Raw genomic sequence first — 15,711 nt, forward strand, 5'->3', positions numbered from 1 at the left:
GATACTAAATTCCTCATTTCATTGACACAGCAGTTTCCACAAATGGGAGTAAATAGAAATTCCCTGCATAAATGCAAGGATAGATATACAGCAATACTGCATATTATACAGTGATTATACAGTATACAGTTACAAAAAGTTAGTTTCATGCGAACAGACTATCTGTTTCATGTAAACAAACTATCTGTTTCGTGCCGACAAACTATCAGTTTACTATATTTAAACCATCCGTTTCATGCCGAGAAACAAGCAATACCTCGTAAAGAAACCAAATAAAGGAGTTATATCAAGCTATAAGGGAAGGAAAGAAGAACCACTTTTCAATATTAGATTATCAGCACATCAAGCGTAAAGCATACTTTTTATTGTAAAAGGAAAAAGATTCAGCTCTATATGATTCATATATTGCAAAAGACCATCCATACCGATAATCCCCTAATCGGCGAGAATCCCCTACTCTCTTTTTCTTCACCCACCATAGAAATACAGGACAAACAGCAGCGTTTAAAAATACATTTTGTCACTTTGCAAAAGTCTCTTTACCGGGAATAAGTAGCATCCGCATAAATAAATCTTAAAACAAGGAACAAAGCCTGCTTAATGCTGTTGGAAGTGGAAACTTTAAAAACAACAGTTATGAATTACGGAATCAGTATTCTCTTCAGAGCCATCCCTTTGCTGATGGCCCTATTCTGCTTTGGTTACGGAGCCTTTGTGCTCCACGAGGGAATGGATTCGGCCAAGTTTGTAGCCGGTCCGGTAGTATTTTCCCTGGGAATGATTTGCATCGCCCTGTTTGCCACGGCGGCAACGATTATCAGGCAAATTATCCACACTTACAACCCCATCGCCAAATACGCCCTGCCTATCATCGGCTACCTGGCAGCTATCCTGACCATCATCTACGGCTGGGGACACATGTACGAGGCATCTACGGTAAGCAACTTCGTCTCAGGTCACGTCATTTGCGGAGTGGGCTTCATCACAGCCTGCGTGGCTACTACGGCTACGGCATCTACCCGCTTCACCCTCATCCCCGCCAACTCCGAACGCACCGACCACACACAGCCGGCCGACGCATTCAGTTCTGCCCAAGGAAACATGCTGATTGCTATTGCTACCATCATTGCAGTAGTAGCATGGATATGGACCTTCATGCTGCTGTCTCAAAGCGACAAACACAATGCCTACTACGTGGCGGGGCACGTCATGGCAGGACTTGCCTGCATTTGTTCCAGCCTGGTGGCATTGGTGGCAACCATCGTCCGGCAAATACGCAACAACTATATGAAAACGGAACGGAAGCGGTGGCCTGCCCTTGTTCTTGTAATGGGAAGTATCAGTATTCTTTGGGGATTCCTGGTATTGGCAAACAGTAATCCGGCATTGTCTTCCACCGGATATATCATGATAGGACTTGGATTGGTATGCTACAGCATTTCGAGCAAAGTTATTCTGCTTGCCGCCATCTGGCGGAACACTTTCAAGCTGGCAAACCGCATCCCGTTGATTCCGGTATTCACGGCACTGCTCTGCCTGTTCCTTTCCGCCTTTCTGTTCGAGATGGCAAGCATACACGACGTTTATTTTGTTCCGGCACGCGTACTCGCCGGCTTGGGAGGCATCTGCTTTACGCTGTTCTCCATCGTGAGCATCCTCGAAAGCGGCACTTCTAAATAGCCGCTTTCCCCCTGCCTTTGGCCTGGTCGTCGAGGAACAGCTCTACGTGTTCGGCATGATGGGCCACGTAAGCTGCCGGACCGGTATCACCCGAATCAAGAATATCGCGGACAACGTCTGCCTTATTCTTGCCGGTGATAAAGAATATCAGCTTACGGGCGGCAAACAGCAGGCAACCGGTCATGGCAATGCGCTTCTGCCCGTTATACGGATTGACACTCACCTCGTAGGGATGGAAGGAAGAGAGCAGATACTCCTGCCCGGGAAAGATGGAAGACGTATGCCCGTCATCGCCCGCACCAAGCAGCACGGCATCGAAAGCCGGGAAACCGCCCCAAAGCGGAACAGTATTGCACACCAGTTCCGAATAACTCTTTGCCTCTTTCTCCGGAGGGTTTGCTCCGTAGATGGGATAGACATATTCGTCCGGTATGCCTACTTCGTTCAGCAGCAGGCGGCGCATGTTGCCGTAATTGCTTTCGGAATCTTCGGCCGGCACACAGCGTTCATCCACCCAATAGATGCGCATCCGCATCCAGGGAGTGACACTCTTATACTCATTTGCCCAAATGTCAAACATCAGCGAGGGGGTGCTTCCCCCGCTGAATGCAAAGTAGAAAGTTTTTTCAGGCTCACGCTTCATCATCGCAATAAGATGTTTTATCAATGCATGTGCTGTCTCTGTGGCGGTATGGTAGATATAACTTTTCATAACTCACAATATTCATCGGTATTTGTCAGATTCTTGCACGGATTAGTCCAGTCGGCGCCATGTTCGTGCATCATGGCTTCACTTTCCAAGGGTCCCCAGGTACCTGCGGGATAGCCGTACAGAGGAGCATTGGGATGCTCTTTCCAGTAGCGCAGCACAGGGTCGAAGAAACGCCAAGAGGCTTCCACGGCATCGCTGCGGGTAAAGAGCGTGGGGTCTCCTTGTATACAGTCTTCTATCAGGCGAGCATAGGCATCGCCCGTAGGCAGTCCGCCCAGCTTGTCGTAGCTGAAGTCCATCATCACCTGCTTCACCTCAAAACCGGGGCCGGGCATCTTCATGCCAAACTTCAGCACAATGCCTTCGTTGGGTTGCAGGCGAAGAATCAGTTTATTGGCGCGGGGACAGTGGCCGCCTCCGCAATGGAACATCTGATGGGGAGTCTCGCGGAAGTGGACAACGATTTCGGTTACCTTCGTCGGCATCTGCTTGCCCGTGCGGATGTAGAAGGGCACTCCGTTCCAGCGCCAGTTGTTGATACCGATCTTCATGGCGATGTAGGTCTCCGTACGCGAGTCGGGGGCTACGTTCTTCTCCTCCCGGTAGCCTGCCTTAGAGCCCGAAGCGGTATACTGGCCGCGGACGATATGTTCGTTCAGGTCTTCCTCCGTCAAGGGGGCAAGGGATTCGTACACCTTCACCACTTCGTTGCGGAAGTTATCGGCATTGAAGACAGCAGGCGGTTCAAGGGCGGTCAGTGCTACAAGCTGGATGAGGTGATTCTGCACCATGTCGCGCAGCGCACCGGCTCCTTCGTAGAAGCCTCCACGATTTTCGATACCCAGATTCTCTACGGCGGTGATTTCTACATAATCGATGTAGTTACGGTTCCACAGCGGTTCGAAGATGCCGTTAGCAAAGCGGAAGGCAAGAATGTTCTGTGCCGTCTCCTTGCCCAGGAAGTGGTCGATGCGGTAGATTTGATGCTCCTCGAATACGGAAGCATAGATTTTGTTCAGTTTCTGCGCCGACTCCAAATCATATCCGAAAGGCTTCTCTACAATGATACGCGTATGGGGACGATTCAGATGAGCCGTCTTCAGGTGCTGAGGAATGATGCCATACAGGGAAGGAGGTGTGGCCAGGTAGAAGAGCAGGTTGTCCGGCTTCTTCTCTCCGGTGAGTTCTTGCAGGCGCTCATCCAGACGGCTGTATCCTTCGGCCTCAGCAGGGTCCAGGGTAAGGTAATGCAAATGGCTGCAGAAGTCTTTCATCTTTTCTTCCGCCTGTTCCTTGGAGGCTACGAACTTGCCCAGCTCACCCAGGATATATTCCTGGTAGAAATTGTCTGTGTAGTCGGTACGCCCTATGCCCAGGATGGAGAAATCATCCGGCAGACGACCGTCTTTATATAAGGTATAAAGCGCAGGCATCAATTTGCGCTTCGTCAAATCGCCCGAAGCGCCAAAGATAATCATCACAAATTTACTCATATTTCTTCTTTTGTTAGCTGTTTCTATACATTTACACGTTGTAGCTGCCCGACTTCGTATCTCCTCCATGTCCCGTCCAGTTTTCGTGGAAGAACTGTCCGCGCAGTTCATCTACACGCTCAAAGGTATGCGCACCGAAGTAGTCGCGCTGAGCTTGAATCATATTGGCAGGCAGTTTGGCGGAAACAAGCGAGTAGAAATAGTTCAACGCAGACGAGAAGGCAGGTACCGGAAGCTCTTCCTTCATGGATTGTGCCACCAGGTGCTTCCAGCCGGAAAGCAGTTGTTGCATCTCGCTCTTGAAGTAGGGAGCCAGCAGCAGGTGCCGGGGTTTGTCTTTGGCTTCGAACGCAGCGGCGATATCATTGAGGAAGATACTGCGGATAATGCAACCTCCCCGCCACATGCGTGCGATGGATGCCAAGTCGAGGTTCCACCCGAAAGCATCGGAAGCGCGTTGAAGTACGGCAAAACCTTGCGCATAGGACACCAGTTTGGAAGCGTAGAGGGCAGAATGAATATCTTTCACCAGTTCCGGCTTATTGTACACAGCCTGCGAATGCTGACGGACATAATGCTTGGAAGCCGTCTCGCGCAGTCCCTTCTGTGCCGACAGGCTGCGCTCGAAGACTGCCGTAGCAATCAATCCCAGCGGCATACCCAGTTCCATGGCGTTGATGACGGACCACTTGCCTGTTCCTTTCTGCCCGGCCGTGTCCAGTATCTTGTCTATCAGATATCCGCCCGATTTGTCTTTGTGGCGCAGGATGTTGGCAGTAATCTCAATGAGGTAACTGCGCAGATTGCCCTCGTTCCAGTTGGCAAAGATTTCCGCCATCTGTTCGTTGTTCAGGTCGAGCAACTTCTTCATTACCCAATAGGCTTCGGCGATGAGTTGCATATCGCCATACTCTATGCCGTTGTGTATCATCTTGACGAAGTGACCGGAACCGGCAGGGCCTATCCACTGGCAACACGGAGTACCGTCGGAGGCCCGGGCCGCAATACTCTGTAAGATAGGCTTCACTTCTTCCCACGCGCTCTTCGAACCTCCGGGCATGATGGATGCGCCATTCAGCGCTCCTTCTTCACCACCGGACACACCGGCACCTACAAAACGGAAGCCTTTCTTTTCGGTCAGCGCCACACGGCGGTTGGTATCCTCATAATTCGAGTTTCCTCCGTCTATCAGGATGTCTCCCTCGGACAAATGAGGGAAGAGTTGTTCCATCAGTTCGTCTACCGCACTACCGGCACGAACCATCATCATTATTTTACGCGGAGTGGCAATAGACGCAACAAAACCCGCGATGTCCGTGTAACCTTCGATGCTTTTTCCTTTGGCACGACCATTTACAAAACGTTCTACAACGCCTTCTTCTATTCCCGGAACCGTCCGATTATACACCGAAACATTCCACCCCTTGTCTGCCATATTGAGGGCCAAGTTTTCTCCCATAACGGCAAGGCCGATAAGACCAATGTCTGTTTTATTTAAATTTTCCATTTCTCTTTAAATTTAATTCAATATGAAAACAAAGTGCTAATAGCATTTGTTCGTATGAATTTCGAAAATAAAATATTACTTTTGTCATCTATAAGCTATATCACTAAAACAGAAACTCTAAGCCTATGAAGAAGTTCCATGTCGGATTATTGCCGCGCATCGTTATTGCCATCATCCTGGGTATCCTTTTCGGCAACCTGCTGCCGGGTGCGCTGGTGCGCTTATTCGTAACGTTCAACGCTATTTTCAGCGAGTTCCTGAACTTCTCCATTCCCCTCATCATTGTGGGGCTGGTGACCATCGCCATTGCCGACATCGGAAAGGGGGCGGGAAAGATGCTGGTCGTCACTGCCCTCATTGCCTACGGGGCTACGTTGTTCTCGGGGTTCCTCTCCTACTTCACCGGAGCCACGATATTTCCTTCGCTGATAGAAACCGGGGTGCCACTGGAAGAGGTCAGCGAAGCGCAGGGCATCCTTCCCTATTTCTCCGTAGCCATTCCCCCGCTGATGAATGTGATGACGGCGTTGGTGCTGGCTTTCACCTTAGGCTTGGGGCTGGCGCACATGGAGAGTGATGCACTGAAAAACGTGGCGCGAGACTTTCAGGAGATTATCGTCCGTACCATCAGTGCAGTGATACTGCCGCTACTTCCTATCTATATCTTCGGCATTTTCCTGAACATGACGCATTCGGGGCAGGTGTTCGGCATTCTGATGGTTTTCATCAAGATTATCGGTATCATCTTCCTGTTGCATATCTTCCTGCTGGTATTTCAATACTGCATCGCTGCCTTGTTTGTCCGCAAGAATCCCTTCAAGTTGCTGGGACGGATGATGCCGGCTTATTTCACGGCATTGGGTACGCAATCCAGTGCCGCCACTATTCCTGTTACCCTGGAACAGACCAAGAAGAACGGGGTTTCGACCGATATAGCCGGTTTCGTGATCCCGCTTTGCGCTACGATTCATCTGTCGGGCAGCACACTGAAGATTGTGGCATGTGCTCTGGCGTTGATGATTATGCAAGGCATGCCCTACGATTTCCCTTTGTTTGCAGGGTTTATCTTCATGCTGGGCATCACGATGGTGGCTGCTCCGGGTGTTCCGGGAGGTGCCATCATGGCTGCGCTGGGCATTCTGCAATCCATGCTGGGCTTCGACGAATCGGCACAGGCGCTGATGATTGCGCTCTACATCGCCATGGACAGTTTCGGCACGGCCTGCAACGTGACCGGCGACGGGGCCATTGCGCTGATTATTGACAAAGTGATGAACCGGAAACGATAAACTGAAAAAACATTCGGATCTTTGAAACGTCAAAACCAAGTATCAGGAAAGGAGCAAGAAATAATGAACCATAGAATTTACCCCATCGGAATACAGAACTTCGAGAAAATACGCAAAAGCGGATATGTGTATGTAGACAAGACCGCATTGGTCTACCAGTTGGTGAAAAGCGGCAGTTACTACTTCCTCAGCCGTCCCCGGCGTTTCGGCAAGAGTCTGCTTATCTCCACCCTGGAGGCTTATTTTCAAGGCAAACGAGAACTGTTTGAAGGACTGGCCATGGAAAAACTTGAGCAGGACTGGACGGAACGCCCCGTGCTGCACCTCGACCTGAACATCGGCAGATACGACGCTCTGGACAGCCTGGACAAGATACTGGATAACGCATTGACCGAATGGGAGCAGATATACGGCACCGGTATTGCCGAGAAAACCCTTGCCCTGCGTTTTGCCGGCATCGTCCGCCGTGCTTGCATGCTGACAGGCCAGCGCGTAGCCATCCTCATCGACGAGTACGACAAGCCCATGCTGCAAGCCATCGGCAACGAAGAACTGCAACACGAGTACCGCAATGCCCTGAAGCCTTTCTACGGCGTACTGAAGACCATGGACGGATGCATTGAGTTCGCCCTGCTGACGGGAGTAACCAAATTCGGCAAAGTCAGCGTATCCAGCGATCTGAACAACCTGAACGATATCTCCATGGACCGCAGGTATCTTTCCCTTTGCGGAATTACAGAAAAGGAGATTCACGAGAACTTCGAGGAAGAGCTGCATGAACTTGCCGCCGCACAAGGTGCAAGTTACAAAGAGACATGCACCCGGCTGAAAGAGTGCTATGACGGTTATCACTTCACTTACAACTCCGAAGGCATCTACAATCCATTCAGCCTGCTCAATACATTCGACAAGAAAGAGTTCGGCAACTATTGGTTCGAAACCGGTACGCCCACCTACCTCGTGGAACTGCTGAAACGCAACCACTACAACCTGGAACGCATGGCGCACGAAGAAACCGATTCCGATGTACTGAACAGCATATATGGAGACGAACAGCCCATCCCCGTCATCTTCCAAAGCGGATATCTGACGATTAAGAGTTACGACAAACGTTTCGGTCTGTACCGTTTAGGATTTCCAAACCTGGAAGTAGAAGAGGGATTTATCCGGTTCCTGATGCCTTTCTATACTCGTTTCAATAAGATGGAAGCCCCGTTCGAGATACAAAAGTTCGTATCGGAGGTAGAAAAAGGTCAGCCCGACGCCTTCCTGAAAAGACTGCAAAGCTTCTTTGCCGACACGCCCTACGAACTGGTGAAAGACCTGGAAGTGCACTATCAGAATGTACTGTTCATCGTTTTCAAGCTCGTAGGATTCTACACACAGGCAGAATATCATACCTCTGAAGGACGTGTGGATTTGGTAGTGAAAACAGACAGCTACATCTACGTCATGGAGTTCAAGCTGGACGGAACCGCCGAAGAAGCCATCCGTCAGATAGAAGAGAAGCACTATGCACGCCCCTTCGAGGCAGACCCGCGCCGGCTCTTCAAGATAGGCGTAAACTTCTGCAACCAGACGAGGAATATAGAGAAATGGATTATTGAGTAAAATATTCCGGCAGAAAGATATTCGGGAAAGAAAAGAATTATTAACTTTGCACCCGAAAATAAGGGGGGCATATCCCCCTTCATTATAATAAAAGACACAAGCATGAAAGCCCGCGGTATACCTACCTATACACACCTCCAACCTGCGCAGCAGGCGGGGAAAAAGGCTTTTACCCCCCCCCCCCGTTAATGTAAATATAATTAACCTGATATCAAGCAAGATAGTCCTCTCTTGCCGCCCCGAGCGCCCGTACAGCGAGCTTCATCAGCCTGCCGTGCGGACGCTCGGCGTATATACTTTTCCCAAGGATTCAACAACTTATTTTAAACCGATAAAGACAATGAACAAGAAAGAAAAACAGACGTACGTGCCACCGTGCATCGAACTGATACACGTGGAGAATGAAGGAGTGATAGCCGCAAGCGGCGATAGTGTGAACAATTTCGGCAACGGAGGAAACTGGGGCGGAGCACCCGCCAGAAACGCCTACGGTACGCCCGCCACAAGGAGCGACATCGAAGACATGCTGGAAGACCTCTTTACCATAGAATGATAGTAACAGAACAACATTAAAAACCAAGAACAATATGAAACAGCAATTATACAGCCAAGCCTGCAGCGTCCTGCTGACGCTTGCACTGCTTGCCGCCGGATGCAGCGACGACCTCTCCGGCCTGAAGGAGCCACAACAACCCGCCGACGGCGACGCATCGCCAAGAACCTTCATCGCCACCCAGGGAGTGAAACCGCAGACGCGGCTCGGATATGTGGAAGAAGTGGGCGGAACCGTAAGCGTGACGTGGGCCGCCAACGACAAAGTATATGTGGCAAAAGCACCCGCAACCGACCAATGCGCTGCAAACTACAGCTCCTTTACACTGACAAAAGGGGAAGGCACCAGCACCGCCACCTTCACCGAAGATGCTACCCCCGGAGAAAGCTGGCAAGACGGCGAAACGCTCTATGCCATCTATGGGCAACAAGCCAACATCACCGTGACGAACGTAGCCGGAACCATCTACGCCGACTGCGACTACAGCGGACAGCAACAGACGGCGGACGGCAATAACAGCCACATCGCGGCTTACGACTTTATGTACGCCAAGGGCGAGTACTCGAACAACGCCCTGCCCGGCTTCGCCTTCAGCCATGCAGGGGCACTGATGAAGTTCGTCCTCACCCTGCCCGATGATGCCGCCGACAAGAGAGTGAACACACTGAGACTGGAAACGAAGGACGGAACAAAAGCTTTCGTATCACGTCTGAAAGTAGCTTTGAGTGCCGACGGAAAAGCCCTAACAGAAACCGCCTCCAGCCTCTCGCTGCAACTGGGCACGGGCGAAGGTATCGGCACAACCGACAAGGTACTGACCACCTATATGATGGTGGCGCCCACTACCGACGTAGATGCCGCATACACGCTACAGGACAGAAAAGTATCGGTAACAGTAGGCACAACGGACGGGAATTATTATACCGCTACCCTGGTCGGTTCGCCCATCGAGGCAAAACTGTTCTACACCGTAGAGAGAACGCTGAGCAAAGACAATACAAGAGTGGCAGTCAGCACAGGAAACCTGAAGAGCATATTGGAGAATCTGACACTAACGCCGGGACAAACGGAACTAAAACTGATAGGGAAGTTGAGCGATACAGACTTGGCACAAGCTGACGAAATGTTCGGTGGTAGCTATACCTACAAATCCAGCGTATTGGGCAACTGGCTGAGAGTGAAAGGAACCAGCATCACCACCCTCGACCTTTCTGAAGTGACGGGACTGACGAGTATACCGGATTATGCATTCTATCACTGCTGCAACTATAGCAATAATGGCAATTCCTCCCTTATCAAAGTGATATTGCCGGAGAGTGGCATTACGAGTATCGGCCAATTCGCCTTCAACTCGTGCTATCTGACCGAATTCACTATCCCAAGCAGCGTAGAGACTATCAAAACTGGTGCCTTTTACGACACCAAACTATCCTCCATCACTATTCCGGCAGGAGTGACCTCTATTGAAAACATTGCTTTTATGATATCCTCCCTCCATACCATTGTCTTCGAGGGAGATAATCCTGCTGAAATATACGCTGGAGGTACCTTAATACAAAATCAAAGCATTACCAATATCACCGTCTATCTGCCTAATGTGACCGATAAGGACAAAGCAAAAGCCTTACAAGAAGAATTGCAGTATGTATGGGCCTCAGACCTCACTCCCTATTACTACGCCCCCGTCATCCGTTACAACTGGGACACCACCAAAGGCGGCGACTACGCCACCGCCACCGATGCCCAAAAGATGAACGGCGACAATTACACCACAATCGATGCAAAATACGGGTCTTAATCCCCGCCCCATACTATTATTAACCCAATAAAAAATGAAAGACTTATGCCAACAACCGACATCAAGTACACGTTGAACGCCCAACTGGCGGACAACACCGTAACCGTAGACAACAAGGACGACAAAATCGCCGTCCTCGTCTCGGCAGGCACTGCCGACAAGCAGCGCATCATCTCCGAAATCATGTAATTGAAACCTGACTTGGAACGCAAACCCTCTACATAGGCAAAGCTCCTGCAGGCGGTGGTGGCAGTGAAACTCCGGGCAGCGGAAGCAGTTCCGACAGTGACCAGAGTGAAAATCCATTGGGATGACACGAATCATCGTAAGTAGCTTTACGAAGGACTGCACGTAAGGGCTTTAGACATAACCCATGTCTATCATCATCATACACTTTCTAATCCTCAAGGGCGGCACTCAAAAGTTGTGTCGCCCTTTTTCATCCCCTCCCCCTGCATTTCCTCCCCTCTCCTTGGAGTTATCAGAAAAGAAATAACTACTTTTGCACACGGACAATAGCAAAACAAGTCATAATATGAACCCCGATACCCATCACATAGATGAACAAAGCCTTCAAAAAGCACAACGGCTTTTCGAAACCGGCGACATCAACAAGATAGAAACCGGTACCTCCCGAGGCTTGTGCCAAATACACAAGTATCTCTTCGAAGGACTATACGACTTTGCCGGCCAGATACGTACACTCAACATCGCCAAGGGCGGATTCCGTTTTGCCAACTGCCTTTACCTGGAAGCCATCCTTCCCGTCATCGACGGAATGCCCGAAAACACCTTCGAAGAAATAATAGCCAAATATGTAGAGATGAACATCGCCCACCCCTTTATGGAAGGCAACGGACGAACCATGCGCATCTGGCTGGACCTGATTCTTAAAAAGAACCTCGGACAGGTAGTAAACTGGCAAAACGTAGACAAAGACCTCTACCTGCAAGCCATGGAACGCAGCCCCGTCAATGATTTGGAACTTCGCTATCTGCTGCAGCCTGCTCTCACCGACAAGGTGGACGACAGAGAAGTGATATTCAAAGGCATCGAGCAATCTTATTATTACGAAGGCTACAGTAAAGACAAAAAAACTCAAAACCAATAACGATTAAACCCCGAAAACAACATGAAAAAAGCCCTTATATCCGGCATTACCGGCCAAGACGGTTCGTTCCTCGCCGAATTCCTCCTGCAAAAAGGATATGAAGTACACGGCATCCTGCGCCGCTCTTCCTCTTTCAATACCGGACGCATCGAACACCTCTACTTCGACGAATGGGTGCGCGACATGAAGCAGAAGCGCACCATCAACCTGCATTACGGTGACATGACGGACTCGAGTTCGCTCATCCGCATCATCCAGACCGTGCAGCCCGACGAGATCTACAACCTTGCCGCCCAAAGCCACGTAAAAGTATCTTTCGACGTACCCGAATATACCGCCGAAACCGATGCCGTAGGTACCCTGCGCATGCTCGAAGCCGTACGCATCCTCGGCATGGAGAAGAAGACACGCATCTATCAAGCCTCCACATCCGAACTCTTCGGCAAGGTGCAGGAGGTTCCACAACGTGAAACAACTCCGTTCTATCCCCGCAGCCCCTACGGCGTAGCCAAGCAATATGGCTTCTGGATCACCAAGAACTACCGCGAAAGCTATGGCATGTTTGCCGTGAACGGCATCCTCTTCAACCACGAGAGCGAGCGCCGCGGCGAAAACTTCGTCACCCGGAAGATAACCCTGGCTGCCGCCCGCATCGCCCAAGGCTTTCAGGACAAACTGTATCTGGGCAATCTGGATGCCCGCCGCGACTGGGGCTATGCCCGTGACTACATAGAGTGCATGTGGCTCATCCTGCAACACGATACCCCTGAAGACTTCGTCATCGCCACCGGAGAAATGCATACCGTACGCGAGTTCGCCACGCTGGCTTTCCGCGAAGTAGGCATCACGCTCCGTTGGGAAGGCCAGGGAGCAGAAGAAAAAGGCATCGACACCAAGACCGGAAGAATACTGGTAGAAGTAGATCCCAAATACTTCCGCCCCGCCGAAGTGGAACAACTGTTGGGAGACCCCACCAAGGCTAAAACCCTGCTCGGCTGGAATCCACGGCAAACCAGCTTCGAAGAACTGGTACGCATCATGGCAGAGCACGACATGAAATTCGTAAAGAAGTTGCATCTGAGAGCAAAAGAAAATCAATAACTCATGCTTATAAAAGAATAAAGTTATGTTAGACAAGAACGCCAAAATATACATCGCAGGCCACCGCGGACTGGTAGGCTCTGCCATCTGGAACAATCTTCAGGAAAAAGGTTATACCAACCTTATCGGTAAAACCCACCACGAACTCGACCTCCTCGATGGAGTAGCCGTACGCCGCTTCTTCGACCAGGAACAGCCCGAATATGTATTCCTTGCCGCCGCTTTCGTGGGCGGCATCATGGCCAACAGCATCTACCGCGCCGACTTCATCTACCGCAACCTGCAAATCCAGCAGAACGTCATCGGCGAAAGCTTCCGCCACAACGTGAAGAAACTCCTTTTCCTGGGCAGCACCTGCATCTATCCCCGTGACGCCGAACAACCCATGAAAGAGGATGCCCTCCTCACCTCCCCGCTGGAATACACCAACGAGCCGTATGCCATTGCCAAAATTGCCGGACTGAAAATGTGCGAAAGCTTCAACCTGCAATACGGCACAAACTACATCGCCGTGATGCCCACCAACCTCTACGGCCCCAACGATAACTTCGACCTGGAACGCAGCCACGTGCTCCCCGCCATGATACGCAAGATACACCTTGCCCACTGCCTGAAACAAGGCGACTGGGATGCCGTGCGCCGTGACATGAACCAGCGTCCGGTAGAAGGCATCAGCGGAGACAGCAGTAAGGAAGAGATCCTCGGCATCCTGGGGAAATACGGCATCAGCCCGGAAGAAGTCCGTCTGTGGGGCACCGGTACCCCCTTGCGCGAATTCCTCTGGAGCGAAGAAATGGCCGACGCCAGCGTCTTCGTCATGGAGCATGTAGACTTCAAAGATACCTACAAACCGGGTGATAAAGACATCCGTAACTGCCACATCAACATCGGTACAGGCAAAGAAATCACCATCCGCCAACTGGCAGAGCTGATCGTCTCCACCGTAGGCTACCAGGGCCGCCTCACCTTCGACAGCAGCAAACCCGACGGCACCATGCGCAAGCTGACCGATCCCAGCAAGTTGCACGCCCTGGGCTGGCACCATAAAATCGATATTGAAGAAGGTGTACAACGCATGTACAGTTGGTATCAAGAAAAACGATTTTCCCGCTAAAAGTTTGCTTTCTATATATAAACCCTTATATTTGCACAAATTTCAACTAAATGTGCAATTAAGATCATGGAACAAAGCTTTATCGCCTACATAGAAAACAGCATAAAAGAGAATTGGGATTTGGATGCCCTGACCGATTATAAAGGAGCAACCCTACAATATAAGGATGTAGCCCGCAAAATAGAAAAGCTGCATATCATTTTTGAGGCAAGCGGTATAAAGAAGGGTGACAAGATTGCCGTCTGTGGCCGTAACAGTTCCCATTGGGGAGTCACCTTTCTTGCTACTCTGACGTATGGAGCTGTTATTGTCCCCATCCTCCACGAGTTCAAAGCGGACAATATACACAATATCGTGAACCACTCCGAGGCCAAATTGCTCTTCGTCGGCGACCAGGTTTGGGAAAACCTCAACGAAAGCGCCATGCCCCTGCTGGAAGGCATCATGATGATGGCCGATTTCTATATCCTCGTCTCCCGCAGTGAGAAGCTGGACTATGCCCGCGAACATCTCAATGAAATGTTCGGTAAGAAATATCCCAAGAACTTCCGCAAGGAACACATCGACTATCACAAAGACCAGCCCGAAGAACTGGCGGTTATCAACTATACCTCCGGTACTACCAGTTACTCCAAAGGAGTGATGTTGCCTTACCGCAGCCTTTGGTCGAATACAAAATTCGCATTCGAAGTGCTGCCGCTGAAGGCCGGCGACAGAATCGTATCCATGTTGCCAATGGCACACATGTACGGACTGGCATTCGAATTCCTTTATGAATTCGCCGTAGGATGCCATATCTTCTTCCTTACCCGTATGCCCAGCCCGAAGATAATCTTCCAGGCATTCACCGAGGTAAAACCGAACCTGATCATAGCCGTTCCGCTCATTATTGAAAAGATCATCAAGAAAAGCGTATTGCCCAAACTGGAAACGCCGGCCATGAAACTGTTGCTGAAAGTGCCCATCATCAACGATAAGATAAAGGCTACCGTACGCGACCAGATGATACAGGCCTTTGGCGGCAACTTTGCAGAAATCATCGTAGGCGGTGCCGCCTTCAACCAGGAAGTGGAACTATTCCTGAAGATGATAGAATTCCCCTATACAGTAGGTTACGGCATGACCGAATGCGGCCCCATTATCTGTTACGAAGACTGGACACGCTTTAAACCGGGTTCCTGCGGAAAAGCAGCTCCCCGAATGGAAGTGAAAATCCTGTCGCCCGACCCTGCCAACATTCCGGGAGAAATCATCTGCCGCGGTCCCAACGTGATGTTAGGCTACTACAAGAACGAAGAAGCCACCGAGCAGGTGCTCGACAAAGACGGATGGCTGCACACCGGCGACCTTGCCTTGATGGATGAAGAAGGAAACGTCACCATCAAAGGCCGCAGCAAGAATATGCTCCTTGGCCCCAGCGGACAGAATATCTATCCCGAAGAAATAGAGGATAAATTGAACAACATGCCCTATGTGTCCGAAAGCATTATCGTACAACAAAATGAAAAACTCGTCGGCCTGGTTTATCCCGACTTCGACGAAGCTTTTGCCCACGGTCTGAACAACGACGATATCGAACGCGTCATGGAAGAGAACCGCGTAGCTCTGAACGCCGAATTGCCTGCATACAGCCAGCTGTTCAAAATGAAAATCTACCCTGAAGAATTCGAGAAGACACCTAAGAAATCTATCAAACGATTCTTGTATCAGGAAGCCAAAGGATAAAACAGCAACAACTCTAA

13 protein-coding genes are annotated in these 15,711 nt (G+C 50.4%); 10 read left to right on the top strand and 3 right to left on the bottom strand.

The features are described 5' to 3' along the window. Positions 1 to 636 precede the first annotated feature (636 nt). Positions 637 to 1,680 carry a DUF2776 family protein gene (locus AAE250_RS12545; RefSeq protein ID WP_294600249.1) on the top strand — a complete coding sequence of 348 codons (1,044 nt, stop codon included), beginning with the start codon at positions 637 to 639 and terminating at the stop codon, positions 1,678 to 1,680. On the opposite strand, the gene pgl is transcribed toward AAE250_RS12545, so the two are convergent. From pgl to gnd, 3 genes are read right to left on the bottom strand one after another with little or no spacing between them, the layout of a single operon-like run. Continuing rightward, a complete protein-coding gene (gene pgl / locus AAE250_RS12550; RefSeq protein WP_294600251.1) occupies positions 1,673 to 2,392 on the bottom strand; it encodes a 6-phosphogluconolactonase in 720 nt (239 codons plus the stop codon). The genes AAE250_RS12545 and pgl overlap by 8 nt on opposite strands. Beyond that, positions 2,389 to 3,885, bottom strand: a complete 1,497-nt coding sequence (zwf, locus tag AAE250_RS12555) for a glucose-6-phosphate dehydrogenase (RefSeq protein ID WP_294600254.1) — start codon at positions 3,883 to 3,885, stop codon at positions 2,389 to 2,391. The genes pgl and zwf overlap by 4 nt, the downstream gene beginning before the upstream one ends. A 31-nt stretch (positions 3,886 to 3,916) precedes the next feature. Beyond that, complete coding sequence (gnd, locus tag AAE250_RS12560; RefSeq protein WP_294600256.1) at positions 3,917 to 5,392, bottom strand: decarboxylating NADP(+)-dependent phosphogluconate dehydrogenase; 1,476 nt, start codon at positions 5,390 to 5,392, stop codon at positions 3,917 to 3,919. A gap of 125 nt (positions 5,393 to 5,517) precedes the next feature. Between gnd and AAE250_RS12565 the strand changes: the two genes are divergently transcribed. The 9 genes from AAE250_RS12565 (at position 5,518) to AAE250_RS12605 (ending at position 15,694) form a co-directional block, all read left to right on the top strand. After that, a complete protein-coding gene (locus AAE250_RS12565) occupies positions 5,518 to 6,681 on the top strand; it encodes a dicarboxylate/amino acid:cation symporter (RefSeq protein ID WP_294600259.1) in 1,164 nt (387 codons plus the stop codon). Positions 6,682 to 6,744: 63 nt separating this feature from the next. Next, entirely contained in the window at positions 6,745 to 8,292 is a 1,548-nt protein-coding gene (locus AAE250_RS12570) for an ATP-binding protein (RefSeq protein ID WP_294600262.1), read from the top strand. A 340-nt stretch (positions 8,293 to 8,632) separates the two neighbouring features. Beyond that, positions 8,633 to 8,845: a hypothetical protein gene (locus AAE250_RS12575; protein ID WP_294600265.1), complete on the top strand. Its 213-nt coding sequence runs from the start codon at positions 8,633 to 8,635 to the stop codon at positions 8,843 to 8,845. 34 nt (positions 8,846 to 8,879) lie between these two features. Next, positions 8,880 to 10,643: a leucine-rich repeat domain-containing protein gene (locus AAE250_RS12580; protein ID WP_294600268.1), complete on the top strand. Its 1,764-nt coding sequence runs from the start codon at positions 8,880 to 8,882 to the stop codon at positions 10,641 to 10,643. 45 nt (positions 10,644 to 10,688) lie between these two features. Then, positions 10,689 to 10,832: a hypothetical protein gene (locus AAE250_RS12585; protein WP_294600272.1), complete on the top strand. Its 144-nt coding sequence runs from the start codon at positions 10,689 to 10,691 to the stop codon at positions 10,830 to 10,832. Between the two features lie 346 nt (positions 10,833 to 11,178). Beyond that, a complete protein-coding gene (gene fic / locus AAE250_RS12590; protein ID WP_294600274.1) occupies positions 11,179 to 11,754 on the top strand; it encodes a protein adenylyltransferase Fic in 576 nt (191 codons plus the stop codon). A gap of 21 nt (positions 11,755 to 11,775) precedes the next feature. After that, positions 11,776 to 12,855: a GDP-mannose 4,6-dehydratase gene (gene gmd, locus AAE250_RS12595; protein ID WP_294600277.1), complete on the top strand. Its 1,080-nt coding sequence runs from the start codon at positions 11,776 to 11,778 to the stop codon at positions 12,853 to 12,855. A gap of 25 nt (positions 12,856 to 12,880) precedes the next feature. Further along, the gene (locus AAE250_RS12600; RefSeq protein WP_294600280.1) at positions 12,881 to 13,969 is read left to right on the top strand and encodes a GDP-L-fucose synthase family protein; all 1,089 of its coding nucleotides are present in this window, start codon (positions 12,881 to 12,883) and stop codon (positions 13,967 to 13,969) included. Between the two features lie 66 nt (positions 13,970 to 14,035). Continuing rightward, positions 14,036 to 15,694 (top strand): long-chain fatty acid--CoA ligase, encoded by a 1,659-nt coding sequence (locus AAE250_RS12605; protein WP_294600283.1) that lies wholly within the window; start codon positions 14,036 to 14,038, stop codon positions 15,692 to 15,694. Positions 15,695 to 15,711: the final 17 nt, after the last annotated feature.

The organism is Bacteroides sp. GD17 (assembly GCF_038448625.1).
Classification (GTDB): domain Bacteria; phylum Bacteroidota; class Bacteroidia; order Bacteroidales; family Bacteroidaceae; genus Bacteroides.

Coding starts and splice junctions, on each gene's coding strand:
- AAE250_RS12545 (WP_294600249.1), top strand. CDS start 637: ATGAATTACGGAATCAGTATTCTCTTCAGAGCCATCCCTTTGCTGATG.
- pgl (WP_294600251.1), bottom strand. CDS start 2,392: ATGAAAAGTTATATCTACCATACCGCCACAGAGACAGCACATGCATTG.
- zwf (WP_294600254.1), bottom strand. CDS start 3,885: ATGAGTAAATTTGTGATGATTATCTTTGGCGCTTCGGGCGATTTGACG.
- gnd (WP_294600256.1), bottom strand. CDS start 5,392: ATGGAAAATTTAAATAAAACAGACATTGGTCTTATCGGCCTTGCCGTT.
- AAE250_RS12565 (WP_294600259.1), top strand. CDS start 5,518: ATGAAGAAGTTCCATGTCGGATTATTGCCGCGCATCGTTATTGCCATC.
- AAE250_RS12570 (WP_294600262.1), top strand. CDS start 6,745: ATGAACCATAGAATTTACCCCATCGGAATACAGAACTTCGAGAAAATA.
- AAE250_RS12575 (WP_294600265.1), top strand. CDS start 8,633: ATGAACAAGAAAGAAAAACAGACGTACGTGCCACCGTGCATCGAACTG.
- AAE250_RS12580 (WP_294600268.1), top strand. CDS start 8,880: ATGAAACAGCAATTATACAGCCAAGCCTGCAGCGTCCTGCTGACGCTT.
- AAE250_RS12585 (WP_294600272.1), top strand. CDS start 10,689: ATGCCAACAACCGACATCAAGTACACGTTGAACGCCCAACTGGCGGAC.
- fic (WP_294600274.1), top strand. CDS start 11,179: ATGAACCCCGATACCCATCACATAGATGAACAAAGCCTTCAAAAAGCA.
- gmd (WP_294600277.1), top strand. CDS start 11,776: ATGAAAAAAGCCCTTATATCCGGCATTACCGGCCAAGACGGTTCGTTC.
- AAE250_RS12600 (WP_294600280.1), top strand. CDS start 12,881: ATGTTAGACAAGAACGCCAAAATATACATCGCAGGCCACCGCGGACTG.
- AAE250_RS12605 (WP_294600283.1), top strand. CDS start 14,036: ATGGAACAAAGCTTTATCGCCTACATAGAAAACAGCATAAAAGAGAAT.